The sequence below is a fragment of the Leptolyngbya sp. ST-U4 genome (assembly GCF_039962215.1).
Taxonomy (GTDB): Bacteria; Cyanobacteriota; Cyanobacteriia; order Elainellales; family Elainellaceae; genus Leptolyngbya_A.
The window spans coordinates 738148-756632 of the sequence record NZ_JAMPKZ010000001.1 but is presented as its reverse complement, the minus strand read 5'-3'; the positions used below and the strand labels follow the sequence as shown (position 1 = coordinate 756632).

Annotated in this window: 13 protein-coding genes; 6 read left to right on the top strand and 7 right to left on the bottom strand. The window is 51.1% G+C overall.

What is annotated here, in order from left to right; genetic code table 11:
- Positions 1–224: 224 nt before the first annotated feature.
- The 5 genes from NDA02_RS03320 to NDA02_RS03300 form a co-directional block, all read right to left on the bottom strand.
- The gene (locus NDA02_RS03320) at positions 225–593 is read right to left on the bottom strand and encodes a hypothetical protein (RefSeq protein WP_190793421.1); all 369 of its coding nucleotides are present in this window, start codon (positions 591–593) and stop codon (positions 225–227) included.
- Between the two features lie 86 nt (positions 594–679).
- On the bottom strand, positions 680–2425 hold the full coding sequence (locus NDA02_RS03315; protein WP_190793400.1) for an AarF/ABC1/UbiB kinase family protein: 1746 nt from the start codon (positions 2423–2425) through the stop codon (positions 680–682).
- Positions 2426–3225: 800 nt separating this feature from the next.
- Positions 3226–5457 (bottom strand): PhoX family phosphatase, encoded by a 2232-nt coding sequence (locus NDA02_RS03310; RefSeq protein WP_190793399.1) that lies wholly within the window; start codon positions 5455–5457, stop codon positions 3226–3228.
- 120 nt (positions 5458–5577) lie between these two features.
- Positions 5578–7497 carry an ABC transporter ATP-binding protein gene (locus NDA02_RS03305; RefSeq protein WP_190793398.1) on the bottom strand — a complete coding sequence of 640 codons (1920 nt, stop codon included), beginning with the start codon at positions 7495–7497 and terminating at the stop codon, positions 5578–5580.
- Positions 7498–7611: 114 nt separating this feature from the next.
- Positions 7612–8526, bottom strand: coding sequence for a histone deacetylase (locus NDA02_RS03300; protein ID WP_190793397.1), 915 nt, complete (start codon positions 8524–8526; stop codon positions 7612–7614).
- Between the two features lie 444 nt (positions 8527–8970).
- Here NDA02_RS03300 and NDA02_RS03295 point away from each other — a divergent pair, with 444 nt between their 5' ends.
- The 5 genes from NDA02_RS03295 to NDA02_RS03275 all read left to right on the top strand — a co-directional run bounded on the left by NDA02_RS03295 (position 8971) and on the right by NDA02_RS03275 (position 15327).
- Complete coding sequence (locus NDA02_RS03295; protein ID WP_190793396.1) at positions 8971–9678, top strand: response regulator transcription factor; 708 nt, start codon at positions 8971–8973, stop codon at positions 9676–9678.
- Between the two features lie 14 nt (positions 9679–9692).
- Complete coding sequence (locus NDA02_RS03290; RefSeq protein ID WP_190793395.1) at positions 9693–10334, top strand: ABC transporter permease; 642 nt, start codon at positions 9693–9695, stop codon at positions 10332–10334.
- A gap of 111 nt (positions 10335–10445) precedes the next feature.
- Positions 10446–12890 carry a GAF domain-containing protein gene (locus NDA02_RS03285; protein ID WP_348254399.1) on the top strand — a complete coding sequence of 815 codons (2445 nt, stop codon included), beginning with the start codon at positions 10446–10448 and terminating at the stop codon, positions 12888–12890.
- 138 nt (positions 12891–13028) lie between these two features.
- Positions 13029–13787 carry a pentapeptide repeat-containing protein gene (locus tag NDA02_RS03280; RefSeq protein WP_190793393.1) on the top strand — a complete coding sequence of 253 codons (759 nt, stop codon included), beginning with the start codon at positions 13029–13031 and terminating at the stop codon, positions 13785–13787.
- A 739-nt stretch (positions 13788–14526) separates the two neighbouring features.
- Positions 14527–15327 carry a circadian clock KaiB family protein gene (locus NDA02_RS03275; protein WP_190793420.1) on the top strand — a complete coding sequence of 267 codons (801 nt, stop codon included), beginning with the start codon at positions 14527–14529 and terminating at the stop codon, positions 15325–15327.
- Between the two features lie 44 nt (positions 15328–15371).
- Here the strand turns inward: NDA02_RS03275 and NDA02_RS03270 are convergent, their stop codons facing one another.
- Positions 15372–15821 carry a transcriptional repressor gene (locus NDA02_RS03270; protein WP_190793392.1) on the bottom strand — a complete coding sequence of 150 codons (450 nt, stop codon included), beginning with the start codon at positions 15819–15821 and terminating at the stop codon, positions 15372–15374.
- Positions 15822–16203: 382 nt separating this feature from the next.
- Here NDA02_RS03270 and NDA02_RS03265 point away from each other — a divergent pair, with 382 nt between their 5' ends.
- Positions 16204–16929, top strand: coding sequence for a riboflavin synthase (locus NDA02_RS03265; protein WP_190793419.1), 726 nt, complete (start codon positions 16204–16206; stop codon positions 16927–16929).
- A gap of 253 nt (positions 16930–17182) precedes the next feature.
- Here NDA02_RS03265 and NDA02_RS03260 read toward each other — a convergent pair whose 3' ends face one another.
- Positions 17183–18346 carry an NDP-sugar synthase gene (locus NDA02_RS03260; RefSeq protein ID WP_190793391.1) on the bottom strand — a complete coding sequence of 388 codons (1164 nt, stop codon included), beginning with the start codon at positions 18344–18346 and terminating at the stop codon, positions 17183–17185.
- Positions 18347–18485 lie beyond the last annotated feature (139 nt).

Here is an 18485-nt window from a genome sequence, read left to right as displayed (position 1 = left end):
TATTTTTGAGCTTACTCAGAAATATCTATCGCTGCATTCTGCCCTAGCTGCGATAGGAATAGCGGCATCAGTTTTTGTTGAATAAGTCAAGTGTTCGATAGCTGAAAAAACAAAAAAGGAAGCGGGATGGCTTCCTTAAATCGAGATATGTCACTGTTGCTATCTGGGCTAGAACAAGAGAGTAGGAACAGTGTCCTTAGGTAAAAGCTTCAGGCTTATCTGCCTTAGTAAATATCTAAATCAAGAGCTTTAGAGCCGCCCTGCTCAAGCTGAATCAGGATTTTGCCGAGCTGCGACCATACTAGCGCAGCGATCAGCACCGTTAAGGGAAACGCAATCCCGTAGGACAAAGACGTAGGAAAACCAAAAACCGTCATGCCCGCCCCTAGAAACATACAAATTCCAATACAGATCCCCAGGAACGGAATGAACAGTGCCCGTCCCTGAAGATTTGCCAGATTGCGAGTCGATCGATCTTTTGCCCAAGCCTGGACAGACTGTTTAAGAACCGCTTCAAAGGCTGCACCGCAGGCGATGCCGATGAATAGCCCCGCGACCAGCAAAAGGTACGGCGGTTCGTAGGAGAAAAACATTGGCTCCATGAGTTCACTGAGGAAAGGACGAGCAAAACAAAAGGATCGCGACGTAGCAGAAACCAGAATCAGTTCGGAGTATGAACTCAAAGCGATGAGTGGTTAAGGCGCGTTGCACTAGTTGACTGAGCTTTTGACTGAGCTCTTGACTGATGGCTGGGAGGTTTAATCAAAGCTGCAACGGAGGGCAGGAGCGAAGTTGCACCCGCAGCTGACAGATCCGTTAAAGCACCGATCGCTGCATTGAAAAGCTGAGCAGGCTTAATGTCATCTTTGATCAGATTCCAGAGCCGCTGCACTTCTTCGGTATGAAGCCGATCGTTCTCTATAAGGGCGAGAATCAACTGCTGACGCAAATAGTGTCCTTCTTCCGATAACAGGTATTGTAAACCGAGTTGTGCCGTAGGCAGGATATCAAAGTGATCGTCGGAGCGGGCGATCGAAATCAGATTTTCCAGCCGCTGCCACTGAAACTTGCCGTCTTTAAGTAGCACCTCGATCAGTCTGCGCCGCAGAGCAGGGGATTCGCCTGTGAGCAGCCGTCGCGCTATGTAGGGGTATGCTACATCTACAATGCGGAAATCGGGGTTGAGGCTGAGGGCAAGTCCTTCTTGTGTTACCAGCGATCGAATGATCAGTGCAAATTGGGCAGGTAGACGGAACGGATAGTTATACATCAGGGTCGCAAACTGATCCGTAATCGTCTTGAAGTTGAAATCGCGGACATTTTGCCCCAGTGCATTGCCTAGAACTGTTTCCAAAGCTGGGACGATCGGCTGAATATCAGTGTCGGGGGTGAGGAAGCCCAGCTTGACGAAATCTTTTGCCAGTTCTACGTAGTCTTTGTTGATCAAATGCACCACGGCATCAACCAGCGTCTCCTTCATTTCCTGGCTGAGCTGATCCATCATGCCAAAGTCGATGTACGCCATCTGCCCGTCGGCTGTGGCAAACAGGTTACCTGGATGGGGGTCAGCGTGGAAAAAGCCGTACTCGAGAAGCTGCCGCAGTCCAGAAGTGACACCAATTTCAATTAGTGCGTCTTGATCGAGATTGGACTCGCGGATTTTTTGCATATCAGTGAGCTTAAAACCGTTGATCCACTCCAGCGTCAGGACGTGCTGGCTGCTGTATCGCCAGTAGATCGAGGGAACTTTTACTGTGGGATCATCCGCAAAATTGGCGGCAAACTTCTCGGCGTTGCGTCCTTCATTCAGGTAGTCAATTTCTTCAAATAACTTTGTGCCGAACTCATCCACAATCAGGGCGAGATTGTGTCCCAGGTTAAGCGGCAGCAGGGGAGCCAGCCAGCCACTTGCCCAGCGCATCAGATATAGGTCGAGCGTCAGAGTCGGCAGCAAATTGGGACGCTGCACCTTCACTGCCACTTCCTGTCCGGTTTTGAGGCGGGCACGGTAAACTTGTCCCAGACTGGCAGCAGCGATCGGCTGAGGCGTGATCTCTGCATAAATCTCATCGATGGTGCGATCGAGTTCCTGCTCCACAATGGCGAAGGCGATCGGCGTGGGAAAGGGCGGCAACTGGTCTTGCAGCTTAGTGAGTTCGTCGAGAAAATCTTTGCGAACGAGGTCAGGACGGGTGGAGAGAGCCTGACCGACTTTAATATAGGTTGGACCTAAGCGGGTCAAGATGTGCCGGAGCTGCGCTGCCCGCTTAGGCTTATAGGTCTCAGATTGCTGAGTCCAGTCGTCCCACTTTAGCCCTAGCAGGAAGCCAGTAAACTGCCAAAGAATTGAAACCGTTCGCCAGATAGCTCGCCACGGACGCAAGCGATAATAGCGTGTAATTGCTGCTGAATCGTAACGCCGCATCTGACTGAATGAAGAGTGAATCACGCCTTGCTATGCCTCTCTGTCGCAAATGGGAAGAGCTTGAGCTGCGAATGCAGCCAAATTGATTCAGATGAATCCTTGGAATCATTGAAAATCAAGCAACTGCCCTGAATGCTTACAGTGAGATTACCGCACGCAGTTCGCCTGATTCGGAATGCTCGATACTGAGGTATTGAATGTTTGGTTCTCTTATCTAATTTTAACAGTCGTATAAGAAACTACAACTAAATGGCGGAAAACTTGCACAGTGATTAACTTTTGCATCGATCGGTCACAGGTTGCGAAATAACGTTCTGTTATCATCGCATATTTCTAGGTAATTGTGCCTAGCTCTTGAGTTCGGGCTGCCTGCTGATTGGCTGTTCTGGCTTCTGCACTGTGCCTCAATATTCCCCAATAATATTTCTCAGTGTAGGTACGATCGCTGAACTTCCTAATTGATCTATCGATCGGTTCCAGCTTGGGCACACCAGCGATCGATGCTGAATGTTAGGCGACAAAGAGAACTAGCAAAGAGAATTAGCCAAGAGTAAAAAGAAAGAGCCTAACAATAGTCTAGGCTCTCCTCAAGTTGCTCATGATTAGGTTGACTGGCGTTGGGTTAACGCAGCTTAAAGGATGTTTGAAAAGCGTCCGATGTCCTGCATTTGCCCCCAGCCCCCAATTTTAGGAAACTTCTGAGCCAACTCTCCGGTTCAAAGTCTCCTAAAGTTGACCGATTTAGGGGGCAGTTTGGTAGCAACTTTTACTGCTCAAACATCTACTGCTCAAGCATCCTCTTAGCTCGCAATTATGCCGCCGTCGTTGCGTGTGATCATCACCGTAGCCGATCGAGGACGGGCATTGCCGCCATCCGGCCAGTGGCTTGTGAACTGAGTCGGGTCAGTGGGGGACTTGCTATTTTCGCCTGGATGCTGAATATTGACGAAAATCGCTCTGCCGTCGGGCGATTCAGTGATGCCCGTGATTTCGCAGTCACGCGGACCCACCAGAAAACGACGCAGCACGGTTGGGCTGGCAGACTGGCCCACATAGGTTTTGACCATCTGATCCGCATTCGCGTTGAGAGGCACTGCCTTGTTAGCCACCATTTTTTCGGTTCCGTCTCCGACTGACCCCGGCAACGCAGCCAGCATCATACAGTTGGTGGCATCGGTGTAGTAGCCATCATCCGTTTGAATCCACAGTAAACCCGGGACTGACTCGCTAAACCAGATACCGTCTGGGCTAGAGAAATCATTCTCATTGGTCAGACCGGACAGATTAATATCTGACCCGGCATCGGCTTGCGAACCAAAGAGGTAAACATCCCAGTTAAACGTGGCAGCCGCAGGATTACTGTTAGACTCACGCCAGCGAATAATGTGACCGTTGACATTGCCCTGGGCTGTTTCGTCCTCTTTGGCATCGGCATAGTAGCGAGGATTGGCAGCATCAAGCGGTGTTTTTACCCCCCGACCGCTGCTGCTCGACACACTATTGGTCAGGGTAAAGTAAACCTCCCCGTTGCCTGGGTTGACTCCACCCCACTCCGGGCGATCCATCTTGGTTGCTCCGGCTGCATCAGCGGCAAGGCGGGCATTGATCAACACATCAGCTTCATCAGCAAAGGCATAGTTTGCATCATTGGCAATGTTGGGATTGTTCAGGGTAAGGGGCAACCATTCTCCCGTCCCATCATCGTTAAACTTCGCAACATACAGTGTGCCTGCATCCAGGTACTTATCTCCTGCTGCTATACCACCTGATGCGTCTCGGGGGTCCCACTTGGCAGCAGAAACAAACTTGTAGATGTATTCGTTGCGTGCGTCATCCCCCATATAAAAAACGAGGGGTTGACCCGCAACGACTCTGGCAGACCAGGCTCCCTCGTGAGCCATACGGCCCAGAGCAGTCCGCTTTTTGGGGGTGGCGTTGGGGTTAAACGGGTCAATTTCCACCACCCAGCCGAAGGTATTTGCAACATTGCGAAAATCCTGGTCGGCACTGCTGCCCGTCTTGCTTGCATCCCAGCGACGGTAGAGATCGATGTTATCGGATGCGCCCGCCCGCGACCAGTTGTAGCGACCTGAGGTGTCATTGCTGACGCCGTAGCGTTTAAAGGATGCTAATTCTTTTGCATTCAGGACGGAATCTTCTTCTCGACGATGGAAATACCCCGCCCAGTTTTCCTCGCCGCTGAGGTACGTGCCCCAGGGTGTATAGCCATGACCGCAGTTGTTTAAGGTGCCCCGGGTCTGCTCACCGCTGGGAGAAAATGCGGTAGCCATCATGGGGTTGCGACGGGCAGGACCAGAAATCTCGAAAACACTTGCTGCTGTAATCCGGCGGTTGTATTGCGAATCACGGTTGATCTGATAAGTTGTACCCTGTCTGGCAATCTCAACCACGCTGACGCCATGAGCAGCGACTTCCTTATCAATCTCGATCGGCGGACGAGCTGCGGTACTTTCTGGACCATAATCAGTGGGTCCGTTGGGATGCACAAAGCCCAGGTCTTCGCAGACTTCATGGTTGATGCAAAGCAGAGCACGATCGCTGTTGCTCGGGTCCCAACCATTGCCGTCCTGTCTCAGGCCAAAGTAATGTAAGCCATCATGATGATCGCCTGCCCGCACATCAAAGTCGTTATCAGTTCCGTCATTTTTGTAGGGGGTCACGTTGCTTTTGAGCGGATCGCCTGTAGCAAGTAGAACTTTGGCAGTGTAACCTTCGGGAACCGTGAGGGTGTCAGCGATGTTTTTGGCAACAGGCTTGAAACTCAGGGTAAGACCTGATGCAGCTTTAGCCGCTTGCCCCTGGCGCTTGACCGAATCACCCAGAAATGCCAATCCCATACCGAGCATTGAGGCTGCTGCTAGGGACGAACTGCCCTTCAAAAAGCCCCGTCGCCCTATCCGGGCACGGTCTAAAACCTGACCAAACGAGTCATTTGCAGAAGTGTTATGAATGGCATCATCAGCAGCCAAAGCTTTTCTGATGGAAGCGCGAATATCTTGTTTTTTCGCCATAGCAGAGCCAGTTGGAAAAATCTCACATAAGGACACTTGGATATCCTATGCGCCCCAGTCAAAGGGATGATTAACAACCCTTTATCTATTCCTTAAGGGGTAATTCATTCCAACGCAAAGCTAATCGTTTCCCAGCATTTGCAGCTTATACAGGCTGGCATAGAGTCCGTTTTGCTCCAGCAGTTCCTCGTGGCTACCTGACTCGGCTAAGTGCCCCTGTTTCAGCACTAAGATGCGATCGACGCTGCGAATCGTAGACAAACGGTGGGCGATGATAATGGCAGTGCGATCGACCAGCAGTGTTTCGAGTGCCTGCTGAATTCGGGCTTCAGTGACCACGTCCAGATTTGCTGTCGCTTCATCCAGGATGAGAATGCTGGGATTGCGAATTGCGGCTCGCGCGAAAGCAAGGAGCTGTTTTTCGCCTGCGGAGAGGTTTGTGCCACGCTGTCGCAGTTCGGTATCGTAACCCTGGGGTAAACCCTCGATGAAATCCGCCACGTTTGTTTGCGCTGCTGCCTGTCGCACCTGATCGATCGAATAGGATTCCCCCAGCGTGATATTGCCTTTGACATCACCTGCAAACAGAAAGCCGTCCTGCAAGATCACCGCCATGCGACGACGCAGTTCTGCCTGGGGCAAATTGCGAATATCTTCTCCGTCTAACAGAATTCTCCCCTCGCTGACCTCATAAAGGCGACAGAGCAAGCGAATAATTGAGCTTTTCCCGGCTCCGGTGGGTCCGACTAACGCCACTTTTTCGCCCGGACGAATCGTGAAATTAAGGTCGCGCAGCACGTATTCATTCGGCTTGTAGCCAAACCAGACGTGATCAAAACAGATTTCGCTCGGCTGCGGTTTAGAACCATTGGTTGAGCCATCCAATGCCGGATAAATTGCACCGTTGGCTGCACCGTTCACCGAGCCAAAGCCGTTCTCTCGGTGGGGGACTCGCGCCGAATGAGCCGCTCCTGCGTACTGTTTTACCTGCTCTGGGTCGCGAATCTCGATCGGCTCTTCAAAAATATCGCTCACGCGTTCCAGTGCCGTCAGCCCTGCCTGAATCGCGGTGAACCGCTCGGCAAACTGGCGTAAAGGGTCGAACAATCGCTGAGCAAAAAGGATAAATGAGGTGAGAATCCCCAAATCCAGCGTTCTTTGCAGCACCAGTAGACTGCCCAGCCACAGCACCCCCGCGATCGCTGCCAGGGCAACCCATTCTAATGTTGCAGACACGGCAGAGTCATAGAAAATCGTGCGATCGACTTCGACAATGTAGCGTTGATTAATGGCGCGAAACTGCTCGGTATTAAACCGCTCTCGCCGGAAAAGCTGCACCACGTTAATACCGACAATATTCTCTTGCAGCGTGGCATTTAGGGCAGACAGTTCATCTCTAGCGCGGTAGTTTGCCTGCCGAAACTGCTGCTGAAAGTAAATCACCAGTCCCGTGACCGGAACCAAAAACACCATCAGCAACGACGCCAACTGCCACTGAAGCTGAAACGCGACCACAATCAGCACCAGAATCGAAATAAAGTCGCTGATAATCCCGATCGCCCCGGTTGAAAACACATCGCCCAGCGCGTCCACATCGCTTGTTAAGCGCGTAATCAGCCTGCCTACTGGAGTGCGATCGAAAAAGCGAGTTGCCAGCGACGTGACGTGAAAAAACAAATCGTTGCGAAGATTCGCCGTAATCCGCTGCCCTACTTTTTGAATCAAATAGCCCTGAATGCCGCTGAGGGACAACTGCACCACCAACGTCAGCACGAGCAGCCCGATCAAAATTTGTGCCCCGTCTGCCAACGATCGCCCTTGCAAAAAACCCATCACGGATTCCCGATTTGCCAACGCCACTGCCTGACCAATAATGATCGGCTGCGCCGCGTTCGCCAGTGCAAGAGGAACCATCAGCAGCAGCGCAAAGCTTAAAAGCCGCCAGTCCCGCCGTACGTAGGGAAACAAAATCTTGAATAACCCTAGATCGGTCGGTCTGGAACCGCGACGAGGATTGGCGATCGAATCAGCAGAAGTCATGCAGTCAGCAGAGAAAAACGATCTTCACTGTAGCTTAAGGCACGAATAGGCAACATGAACTAGAAGAGAGATTACTCTCCACCTCCCCATCTCCTCACTCACTCTGCCACTCCTCTACCCGTACTGCCGATACACATCCCCCGCCGCCCGATGTAGCAGCGAATGCCGATACACCAATGCATTCATGTCTTCCGCATAGCCGCCGCCGATCACACAAGCGACCGGATAGCCCAGCGATAGACAGGTGCTTAAAACCTGCATCTCGCGACAAAACACCCCTCGATCGCTCAGTGCCAGCTTCCCCAGCCGATCGCCCAGATGCACATCTACGCCCGCGTCGTAAAACACCAGATCGGGCTGCACCTGCGAGAGCAGATCGGGCAAATAGGCTGCCAGGGTTTGCAGATACTCATCGTCCTCCATGCCTTCAGGTAGGGGCACATCCAGATCACTCTGCTGCTTTGTGCCGGGGAAGTTAACACCGCAGTGCATTGAGAAAGTGAACACCCGCGGATCGTCTTGGAAGATAAAAGCCGTGCCGTCGCCCTGATGCACATCCAGATCGACAATCAGAATTTTCTGCACTAGATTTTCCCGAAGCAAGACTCGTGCGGCGATCGCCAAATCGTTAAAAATGCAAAATCCAGAGCCATAGTTGGGGAAAGCGTGATGGGTTCCGCCTGCGGTCTGGCAGGCTAATCCATGCTGCAAGGCCAGCCGCGCTGTGAGAATTGTGCCGCTGACTGCAATACAGGTGCGATTCACCAGTTCTGGACTCCAGGGCAGACCGATCCGACGCTGCGTTTTAGGGTCAAGGGTTCCCTCCCGGTAGGCCTGCACGTATTGGGGCGTGTGTACGGTTTCAATCCAGTCGATCGGCGGCAGGTTGGGCGCGTGAAATTGGGAAGGATGGGCAACGTTATCGGCTAACAGCGTCTCGTAGAGCAGCCGAAATTTTTGCATTGGGAAGCGGTGTCCGGGGGGAAGGGGGGCGACGTAGTGGGGATGGTAGACGATGGGGAGATCCATTGGGGTAAAGAAAGGGGCGGATGAGGGGCGGATGAGGGGGATAGGGGGGCTAAGTTTTGCTGGAGATCGGGGAAATGGGGGAGGAGGGATGGTTGAGAAGGTTGTTTTACATTCCAGAGCTGATAGAGCGATGATGAGCTGAACTTGCCCGAAGCGGGGGTGTCGCTGTTTATGCAGCCAGCGATTAGGATAGAAATGATTCTGGCAAGGCAAGGTCTAAAAGGCTGTTTGAGAAGTCTTAAATGCGACCCGAACCGTTTGTTTCCTTATTAAGGGGAACCTCGCTCTCTGGGGATTTTCTAAGTTCCTATGGGATGGGAAGTTTAGGGGGCGATGTCGGATTGCTGCGACTGCTCAATTGCCCTTATTAGTTAAAACGGTATTAATTAAAACGATCGCGAAACATCAGATTCACCATTTCAAACACGGGGTCGATCGGTTCCTATGGAAATCCTAATTATTGAGGATGAAGCAGAAATTGCTCAGCTGATTCAGCTCTATCTGGAAAAGGAAGGCTTTACCTGCCGGATTTGCCGGGATGGGTTGACCGCGCTTCAGGTTTTCCAGGAACAGCAGCCTGATTTGATTGTGCTGGATTTGATGCTGCCTGGGTTGGATGGGCTGGAGGTTTGCGCTCGCATTCGGCAGAAGCCTGGAAACAAAGACCCCTATATTCTGATGCTGACGGCAAAAGGGGAAGAAATCGATCGCATCATCGGACTCTCTACGGGCGCAGATGACTATCTGGTCAAGCCGTTTAGCCCCAGAGAACTGGTGGCACGAGTGCGAGCACTGCTGCGGCGTACCTTGCGGCAGGGTGGACAAACCCGCGCTTATCAAACACCTCACTTTTCTGCCGATGTGGATCAGCGGGTGGCTCACCGTCAGCTAGACGATCACAGCAGCGAAACCCTAGACCTGACAACGCTGGAGTTTGACTTGCTCACCACCTTTATGAGCCATCCCGGTCGCGTTTGGAATCGAACTCAGCTCATTGAGAAACTCTGGGGCAGTGATTTCTTTGGCGATGAGCGCGTGGTGGATACGCACGTTGCCCGTTTACGAAAGAAGATTGAGCCTGATCCGGCGAATCCCACGTTTCTGAAAACGGTAATCGGTGTGGGCTACAAGTTTGAAGATGTAACCAGCTAGCGGAATTCGGGCACATGGAGGTTTTAGGGCAGGCATGGGCCTATGCGATCGAACACGGGCAGGAATTGGTTGAGGCATTTGGGCAACATTTGCTGCTGGTGCTGGTGCCGATGGCGATCGGCTTAGGGCTGGGTTTGCCGCTGGGCTGGTGGAGTTCTCGCTCGCGTTTAGCCGCCACTGCCTTTATCAACGGTTTTAATGCCCTGCGCGTGATTCCCAGCATTGCAGTTCTGTTTCTGGCAATTCCCTATTTTGGGCTGAGTTTTCGCTCTGCAACGATCGCCCTGACGCTGCTGGCAATGCCGCCCATTTTGATTAATACAGACGTGGCGTTTCGGACGATCGATCCTCTAGTGCGGGAAGCGGCAGCAGGCATGGGCATGAGCGGTTCGCAGGTGTTGCGTCGGGTTGAAGTGCCCTTGGCGTTGCCCGGAATTGTGGCGGGAATCAAAACTGCGCTAGTTGAAGTGATTGCCAGTGCTACGCTTGCGGCATTTATTGGGGCAGGCGGACTGGGAACCTTTATTGTGCGAGGATTTTCCCTCTACGACAGTGGAATTTTGCTGGTCGGAGCCATTCCCGTTGCGCTGCTGGCTCTGCTGGCAGAAATTGGCTTTAGTGGACTTCAGCAGTGGTTACAGCCGCCCAAACCCTAGCATCATGCTCCCGTTTATTCTCTACTCTCTATCCATAGTGGGATTGCTTTTATGCGGCTTGCTGCTATAAGGAGGACCTTTAAGGTAAAGTAAGCTAAATCTGGGATCTTAATGTCTGCGGGCTGGATGACGATCGAACAATTTACTGCTCTAGAAGGCTTACTGCATCAATTTGCTAAAACTCAGAGCCAGCTTCAGTCCTTCTTCGGGCTGGGTACTTTGCTGCTGTGTGTTTTACAGCCCGATCACCCTGCAAAAGATAACTCTGCAAAAGATAACTCTGCAAAAGAAACGGCTTCCCCACACCCGATCGCCCTGCCTGATGGTCTGCGGCAGAGTGACTTGCTCAAGATTGTCCTGCTCTGTCCTGACTGGCAAGCGGTAATGGGATGGAGTGTGCAGGGGTTAAAGCAGCAGAACTGGTTCGATCTGGTTCATCCTGAGGATGTTTTTGCAACTCAGTCCCAGTTTCGATCGCTCCTGCATTCGCTGCCGCCTCAGCCCCACTGCCAGTTTGAAACTCGGATGCGCCATGCCGACGGAAGCGAGCGACGTTTTTCCTGGCGGTTTGTGCTGGGGAAAGATGGTTTGCTTTATGGCAGTGCAACCCAATTACAGCTCGAACCGCTACAGCCCCAGCCCTCGGCAAAATTGGTACAGCAGAGGCTCGAACGAGAGCGGCTCTTAACGACAATCAGCCAGCGAATTCGGCAGACGCTCGACTTGAGTAAAGTCCTGGAAACTACAGTGGAAGAGGTACGGGACTTTTTGCAAAGCGATCGGGTGGTGATTTTTCAGTTCGCTCCCGATTGGAACGGGCAGGTGGTTGTTGAGTCGGTGCGTCCGGGCTGCTCCTCAATTCTGTATCGCAAAATCTACGACCCCTGCTTTAAGCATTTATGGCATGAGCCGTATTTAGAAGGACGGATTCACCAGATTGAAGACATTGATCGGGCAGATTTGCACCCGTGCTATCGAGAATTGCTCGTTCAGCTTAACGTCCGGGCAAATCTAGTTGTCCCCATTCTGCAAAATAACCTACAACCTGATTTGCAAAATCATGCCCAGCTTCTTCCCCAGCAGAACCGTTTGTGGGGGCTTTTAATCGCCCACCAGTGTGATGCCTCGCGTCAGTGGCAGCAGGAGGATGTTTCCTTGCTCATCCAGCTTGCGTGTCAGGTTGCCGTCGCGATTCAGCAATCGGAGCTGTATCAGCAGGTTAGCCAGCTTAATACAACCCTGGAGTTCCAGGTGCAGCAGCGCACTGCTCAGCTTCAACAGGCATTTGAGTTTGAGGCAACGCTTAAGCGAATTACAGACAAAGTGCGCGATAGCCTTGATGAAGCGCAAATTTTGCAGACTGCTGTACGAGAACTGACCCTGGCAATGGGAATCTCAAGCTGCGATACGGGAATCTATAGCCATCAGCACCAGCTCTCGACGATCGCCTACGAATACATTCAAGGCACGGTTCCCGTCGCCCAGGGCAGAATTGTGTCGGTCGAAGGATTTCCAGAATACTATCAGCCGCTTTTACGCGGAGAATATCTCCAATTTTGCTGGCACAACGCCATTTATGTAATAGGTTCTCCGGTTCGGGCACTCGCTAATCAGTTTGTGGTACTGGCTTGCCCAATTATTGATGACCAGGGCGTTTTGGGAGATCTGTGGCTGTACAAAGAGAGCGATGGAGTTTACGAAGAACAGGAAATTCGACTGGTGCAGCAGGTCGCTAATCAGTGTGCGATCGCCATTCGTCAAGCCCGTCTCTACCAGGCTGCCCAAGCTCAGGTGATAGAGCTAGAACGCCTTAACTACCTGAAAGATGATTTTCTCAGCACTATTTCCCACGAGCTGCGAACGCCTGTTGCCAATATCAAAATGGCAGCCGAACTGCTAGAAATCCATTTGCACCAATTGCAGCTTTTGGGCGAAGGCACAGCGATCGATCGCCATTTTGAAATCTTGAAGCAAGAAACCCATCGAGAGATTAATCTAATTGACGATTTGCTCGACCTGTCGCGGCTAGATGCCAATACTGAACCCCTGCTGCTGACTACGATCGATCCGGGAAGCTGGATTCGCTATGTTGCTGAGCCCTTTATCGAGCGTGCCCAGAGACATCAGCAAACCCTGGAGCTACACATTCCCGACCACCCTGAGGGAAGTGCTTCGCATCGCCTGCCCCCGCTCACAACCGACCTGACTGATCTAGAACGCATCGTCACCGAACTGCTCGATAATGCCTGCAAATACACTCCCCCCCATGAGACGATCGCCCTCTCAGTGAGTCAACTGCTTGACGGACCGGCCCTTCAGATCAGCGTCTGCAATTCAGGCGTTGAAATTCCCCCCGACGAGCAAACGCGAATTTTTGACAAGTTCTACCGCATCCCCAACCATGATCCCTGGAAATATAGCGGCGTGGGGCTAGGACTGGCACTCGTCAAAAGACTGGTGCAGCGATTAGACGCAACAATTCAAATCAAAAGCGGCAATCGTCACACCACATTCCTGCTCACCGTCCCACTCGATCTACAAGTAACAAACGCTTGAATCCCCCCTTAAATTCCCCAGAAGTGCCTACCCCAACAACGCAGTGATCGATAATCTACCCTTCGCCCCTTGAGCAATGAAAATAATCACTGAAAACTAATAAAGACAAACCTTCTCTCAATAGCCCCCCATCCACGAATGACCCCCGAAGCTATCCTTCAGCAATACACCACCGGCACAAGGGACTTCCGGCGATTCACTTTGCGCGAAATAGATCTGCTGAATCTAGACCTGGCAAAGATCGACTTCAGTGAGGCGGATTTGCGACAAGCGCGTCTAGGAAAAACCAATCTGCACAATGCCAGTCTGCGGCGGGCAAACCTCAGCGAAGCCCTGCTTTGGGGAACAATTCTGACAGAAGCAAACCTGGATGAGGCGATTTTGCGAGAAGCAGATTTGAGCGGTGCAAAGCTAGAGCGGGCAAGCCTTCGATCGGCAATTTTGTGTAAAGCCAGCTTTGGGGGAGCAAGTCTGATTGCAGCAGATCTCAGGGATGCGAATTTATTTGAGGCTGATTTTCGCCCTCCTGCCGACCAAATTACCGATCTCAGTCAGGCAAGGTTAACCGAGGCAGACTTAAGCTATGCCCAGCTCAGCGGGACGATTCTGACCGGGGCAAACCTCGATCGCGCCAAACTCTGCCGTGCCCAGCTCCAGAGCCGATTAGCGCAAAGCACAATGCCGCAAGAACCGCAGCAGAGCGTTGCGGCAACGGATTTGAGTGGAGCCAGCCTGCGCTATGCCGACCTTAGCTATGCTGATTTAACCGGAGCAATTTTGCGCGATGCCGATCTAAAAGGAGCAGATTTAACCGGCGCAATCCTCACCCATGTGGATTGGACAGGCGCAATCCTACCGGATGGAACAAGACAATCCATTTCAGACTCACCCGATTAGGTAGCCCAGGGGAATGAAGCACTCTTTACCCAAGCGGTTTATGCTAAAAAACAAATCGCAAACCGCTCAACAAGTCTTTCTTAATTTGCGCTAATTGAGGTTCAGGGATCAAAATTTGAACCTGTTTTCTTCTCAAGATGAATTAGACAAATCACCGTAACGCATTGATTCTGGAAAGCTCACAAGTGATACGTTACGATTTGCTAAAAAAATCTACAGAAGGCTAAAGATTTAGTCCCAAATCTAAATCCAGAATCATTGGCGAATCCAAAAGATCTTTTCACTGAAAAGCAGGAGTCAAATGATTTGCCGGGTTTAACCAGCCCTGATCAAGAAGATGAATGTAGAAGAGACAAAGAAAAATCATTTGATTAATAATTAATCAAGTTTTGAATAAATCCTTCCCAGGAAGTGAGGAACGATTTGACCCGGTGTAACTACCGGGTTTTTGCTATTTGCTTAGATTCACCTTTCTGTCGATCGAGAAAGGGTAGCCAATTCAATATCCGGCGTATGAGGAACTGCCTCGTTATGCTGACAGCGGTTGCCCCTCTGGGCTCTGCTCAACCCTTCTCAAGACGACGATCGCCCAGAAGTCCATTAGTATTTCTTTTTAAATTAATAAAAGAAATCGTTGCAGCCTGGGATTGAGGTTCTTTCCTCTGTTATGTTGACTTCATATACGCTTTCCAGTCTCCACTGAGAAAGTCAATGTAGTTTTTCTATGGCTTTCGCCATTATGAGTGATCAAAATCGCACTCATCCGCTCCAGTCCAATTCTCTGGAAACTGCTTTATTTAAGGGCATCGCGCTTTTTACGCCAGGCGGTGATCTGGTGTATTGCATTGATACCAAAAAGCAGAGTTACTGGCATTTGCAGCTTTGTGCCGTGCTGCAAGAAATGCTAGGTCTACCGGAACCGCCTCATTTTCTCGTACCTGCCTATACCGCCACGATCGATCGCTGGTTTGATTCTCAAAGCCAAACCGTTCGCACCTTTGCAGAAGCGTCTCCGTTTGTGTTGCGGCATCGATCGCTCTTAAACGCCCTGTTTGGCGTAAACGATGTGGTTTGGGACGCTGCCCCCTGCCCTGAAGAACTGTGTGACCCGATCGTGCTGCAAACCTACCGCAAACCGTTTCCACAGCTTTGGGAAGATCACGACCTGCTGGTGCGATTTGAGAAAGCCAAGCTGCTCACGCCCCCTCAAACTGACGGACCGACCCTGTCCTGGTCACCTGCTGAGCCGATCGCCCCAACTCAAGGTTATGTCTTTCGTTTGTTTGTCTCAGGCGCCACGCTGGGAACCGAACGCATTCTCAAGGAACTGCATCAACTTTTAGACCAAATGCTTCAGCGATCGTACACGCTCAAAATTGTCGATATTCACCGTCATCCTGAACTGGCAGAAGCAGACCAAATTGCAGCAACGCCGACATTAGTGAGAGTCTGGCCCCGCCCAGTACGGCGGATTGTGGGAGATTTGGCGAGCGCAGATAAACTGCTGCAAACGCTGATCGTCACAAACTGGTCAGAATAAGTTGTGCCTAACTTGCCTAAACAGGTAACTTGCCTAAACAAGCATCAAACAGGCAGGAGCGATCGCTGGCATTCGGGACAGATGGCATGAATCGTAAGCTGACAGTCAAGCAGGTGATAGCCTTCTTTCTGAGCCGTCTTTGCCCCTGTTTTTAGAATCGAATCATTTTTAAATTCGATCGTCTTATTGCAGCGAACGCAGATGAGATGGTGGTGATGATAGGGCGAGGGCTGATTGATCTCATAGTGTTTGTGCCCTTCTGCCAGCTCAAGTTCCCGCAAAATGCCCATCCGCGACATCAGCTTCAGATTGCGGTAAATCGTAGACAGACTAATCGCTTCACCGTCGTCAAGCAGTAGGTTATGCAAATCCTCCGCGCTCAGATGTTGTCCCTTTGGGAGATTTTGAAAAATTTGCAGGATTGTTTCTCGCTGCGGGGTGAGTCGCCAGCCTCGCTCGTTTAATTCGGACTTTAGAGAGGACACGGTATACATAGCCCACTTTCCTTTCTCAACAGTGCAGCCTTAATGGGAAGGATAGCAATTGCACCTTTCAATTTGCAAGAGAAAAGGATTATTGCGAATGATCCCTAGTGAGATGAGCGGCGAATGTCCCTGGTAAAGCAGCTTCAAAATCAGGGCTAAAGGCAGTTCGGAGATCCATTTGTTCTGCAATTCTAGCAACTGGCTCTAGAGGATGTGGGGCTTCTAATAAGACTCGCTTGCAAGAAGCAGAAAAAGTTGATTTGCTGCTGGAGGAAATAAATGGGTCATAAAACGCTAGAAGTAAAGCGCAGCATACATTAACAGCGGAAAGCGATCGAATTAAAAGTTGCAGTTTGTTACGATGAAAAAGTCAGAAATCTGGGAAAAACTGGTGTTTACTGGACTTGTTCGATCGATTGGCAAACTCCGCCCCCTTGGAACCGACCTGATGCAAATCACCTGCAATTTTCCTCACGGGGGGAGTGCTTCGCAACAGGCAGGCGCAGAAGCAATTTTGCACGATTTAGAACTGGGCGATAGTGTTGCTGTTGATGGTGTTTGTCTCACCGTGATGCACCTCTTGCCCCAGGGCTTTACTGCTGCTGTTTCCCCAGAAACCCTCGATCGCACCACGCTGGGCAAAACTTCTGGTGAGATGATCGTTAATCTGGAGCCATCACTGCGGGTTGGCAGTAAGCTCGGCGGGCATTTCGTCACCGGACATATCGATGGCACAGGCTATTTAGACACGGCAGTCCGCACCGAAAACGCCTGGGAAATGAGCTTTCGCGCTGATGAACGAGTCAGCCGCTACATTGTCTCTAAAGGCAGCATCGCGGTCAATGGCGTTAGCCTCACTATTGCAGACTGCAATGCGATCGGCTCCTGGTTTAAGGTTGCGGTCATTCCGGTCACGTATGCCGAAACCAATCTGCGGTTACTGCAACCTGGCGACCCGGTCAATCTAGAAGGGGACGTACTGGGAAAGTATGTGGAAAAGTTTTTGCGGACAGACCAAAATCATCCTGCCGCAAGGTCTTCCGCCGCACCTACCGCCGCAATGTCTCCCCCTGACAGCCTCAGCCCCAGTTTTTTAGCGGAGCATGGCTATTTGTAGCTTGAGCGGCTTTGCGACTTGCAGGAAGCACAGTTTTCCAGTAGTTCCCCCGCATGAACAGCTTTGTACTTACAAGCGATGAAATGAGCCAGCGTGCTTGATGAACCGCCCCAATTCTGGAAAACCCGAAAACTGTTCAAAGTTCTCCAGAATTAAGGAATTTAGAGGGCGGCAAAGCCTGAAACGAAGCTCAGTTCAACAGGTGGATACAGGGTAGCCAGAATTGGAGGGTTAGGTGAGAGTTGAAAGAGGGTTAGCTGCCGTTGCTTAACAATTCCACGATCGCCCGATGCTCAACGGGAGGGGCAGCAGGCAACGTTTGACGAGTATCAGTAATTAGCCAGTCCAGCGCAGCCGCCTGAAGGTCGATCGACGCACCATCCTTATCCACGCAATAGCGACCGAAGACGAGCTTATTCACCAGTCGCACGTTTTCACCCAGACGCGAGTATTCAAAGATCACGCTGTTATCGACCGTTGCATTGCGGCAGATATGACAGCTTGGACCGATCATCGAAGGACCAATAATAGTTGCTCCGTCTTCGATGCGCGTCATGCCGCCAATATAAACCGGACCCTGAATATTGACCTTGTCCCAGTTGACTGCCACATTGAGTCCTGTGTAGATGCCGGGTGCGACCTCATGACCCGGAATGTCCACATTCTTCACCTTACCGGACAGCACATCGCGAATTGCCTGCCAGTAGTCGGGCACTTTGCCGATATCGACCCATTCAAAATCCATCGAGATGCCATAAAAAGGCGCGCCAACCTCGACCAGCTTGGGAAAGAGCTGACCGCCAATATCGTACTCCACGCCCGAAGGAATATAGTTGAAAATTTCTGGCTCAAAGATGTAAATGCCTGTGTTGATGTCGGTGCTCAGTGCCTCTTCAACCGATGGTTTTTCCTGGAATGCTTTGATTCGTCCGGTTTCATCAGTGACCACGACTCCGTAACTGGAGACATCTTCATGTGGAACTGACTTCATAATCACCGTGGCGATCGAGCCTTTTTCCCGATGCCACTTGACTGCCGCCGTCAGATCGAGATCGATCAGGGCATCTCCGCACAGCACAATAAAGGTGTCATCAAAAAACGGAGAAAAGTCCTGAATGCGGCGCATTCCCCCGGCAGAGCCAAGGGCTTTTCCCTTCAGCTCACCGTCAACAATACTGCCCTCAAACGAATAGGCAATCTGAACACCAAACCGCTGTCCATCGCGAAAATAGCTTTCAATCTCGTTTGCCAAATGACTGACATTTACCATGATTTCGTCAAAGCCATGCTGTCTCAGAAGTTCCAGCAGGAATTCCATCACGGGCTTTTGCAGAATCGGAATCATCGGTTTGGGAATGGTGTAAGTGATGGGGCGAACCCTTGTACCCTTTCCCGCCGCCAAAATCATGGCTTTCATATAACGTCTATCCCTCTATACCTGGGCTATAAACTGCTGGACAGAAGTGAGCAAGCATCTCTCCAGTCTTTCACAACTTATTCCCGATCAGCGGCGATCGGTTTAAGATTTGCAGAAAATCTATAGACTGATGAAATTA

Bases quoted from the DNA above. Each gene is read 5' to 3' on its own strand.
- NDA02_RS03320 (WP_190793421.1), bottom strand. From the start codon at position 593: ATGTTTTTCTCCTACGAACCGCCGTACCTTTTGCTGGTCGCGGGGCTA.
- NDA02_RS03315 (WP_190793400.1), bottom strand. From the start codon at position 2,425: ATGCGGCGTTACGATTCAGCAGCAATTACACGCTATTATCGCTTGCGT.
- NDA02_RS03310 (WP_190793399.1), bottom strand. From the start codon at position 5,457: ATGGCGAAAAAACAAGATATTCGCGCTTCCATCAGAAAAGCTTTGGCT.
- NDA02_RS03305 (WP_190793398.1), bottom strand. From the start codon at position 7,497: ATGACTTCTGCTGATTCGATCGCCAATCCTCGTCGCGGTTCCAGACCG.
- NDA02_RS03300 (WP_190793397.1), bottom strand. From the start codon at position 8,526: ATGGATCTCCCCATCGTCTACCATCCCCACTACGTCGCCCCCCTTCCC.
- NDA02_RS03295 (WP_190793396.1), top strand. From the start codon at position 8,971: ATGGAAATCCTAATTATTGAGGATGAAGCAGAAATTGCTCAGCTGATT.
- NDA02_RS03290 (WP_190793395.1), top strand. From the start codon at position 9,693: ATGGAGGTTTTAGGGCAGGCATGGGCCTATGCGATCGAACACGGGCAG.
- NDA02_RS03285 (WP_348254399.1), top strand. From the start codon at position 10,446: ATGTCTGCGGGCTGGATGACGATCGAACAATTTACTGCTCTAGAAGGC.
- NDA02_RS03280 (WP_190793393.1), top strand. From the start codon at position 13,029: ATGACCCCCGAAGCTATCCTTCAGCAATACACCACCGGCACAAGGGAC.
- NDA02_RS03275 (WP_190793420.1), top strand. From the start codon at position 14,527: ATGAGTGATCAAAATCGCACTCATCCGCTCCAGTCCAATTCTCTGGAA.
- NDA02_RS03270 (WP_190793392.1), bottom strand. From the start codon at position 15,821: ATGTATACCGTGTCCTCTCTAAAGTCCGAATTAAACGAGCGAGGCTGG.
- NDA02_RS03260 (WP_190793391.1), bottom strand. From the start codon at position 18,346: ATGAAAGCCATGATTTTGGCGGCGGGAAAGGGTACAAGGGTTCGCCCC.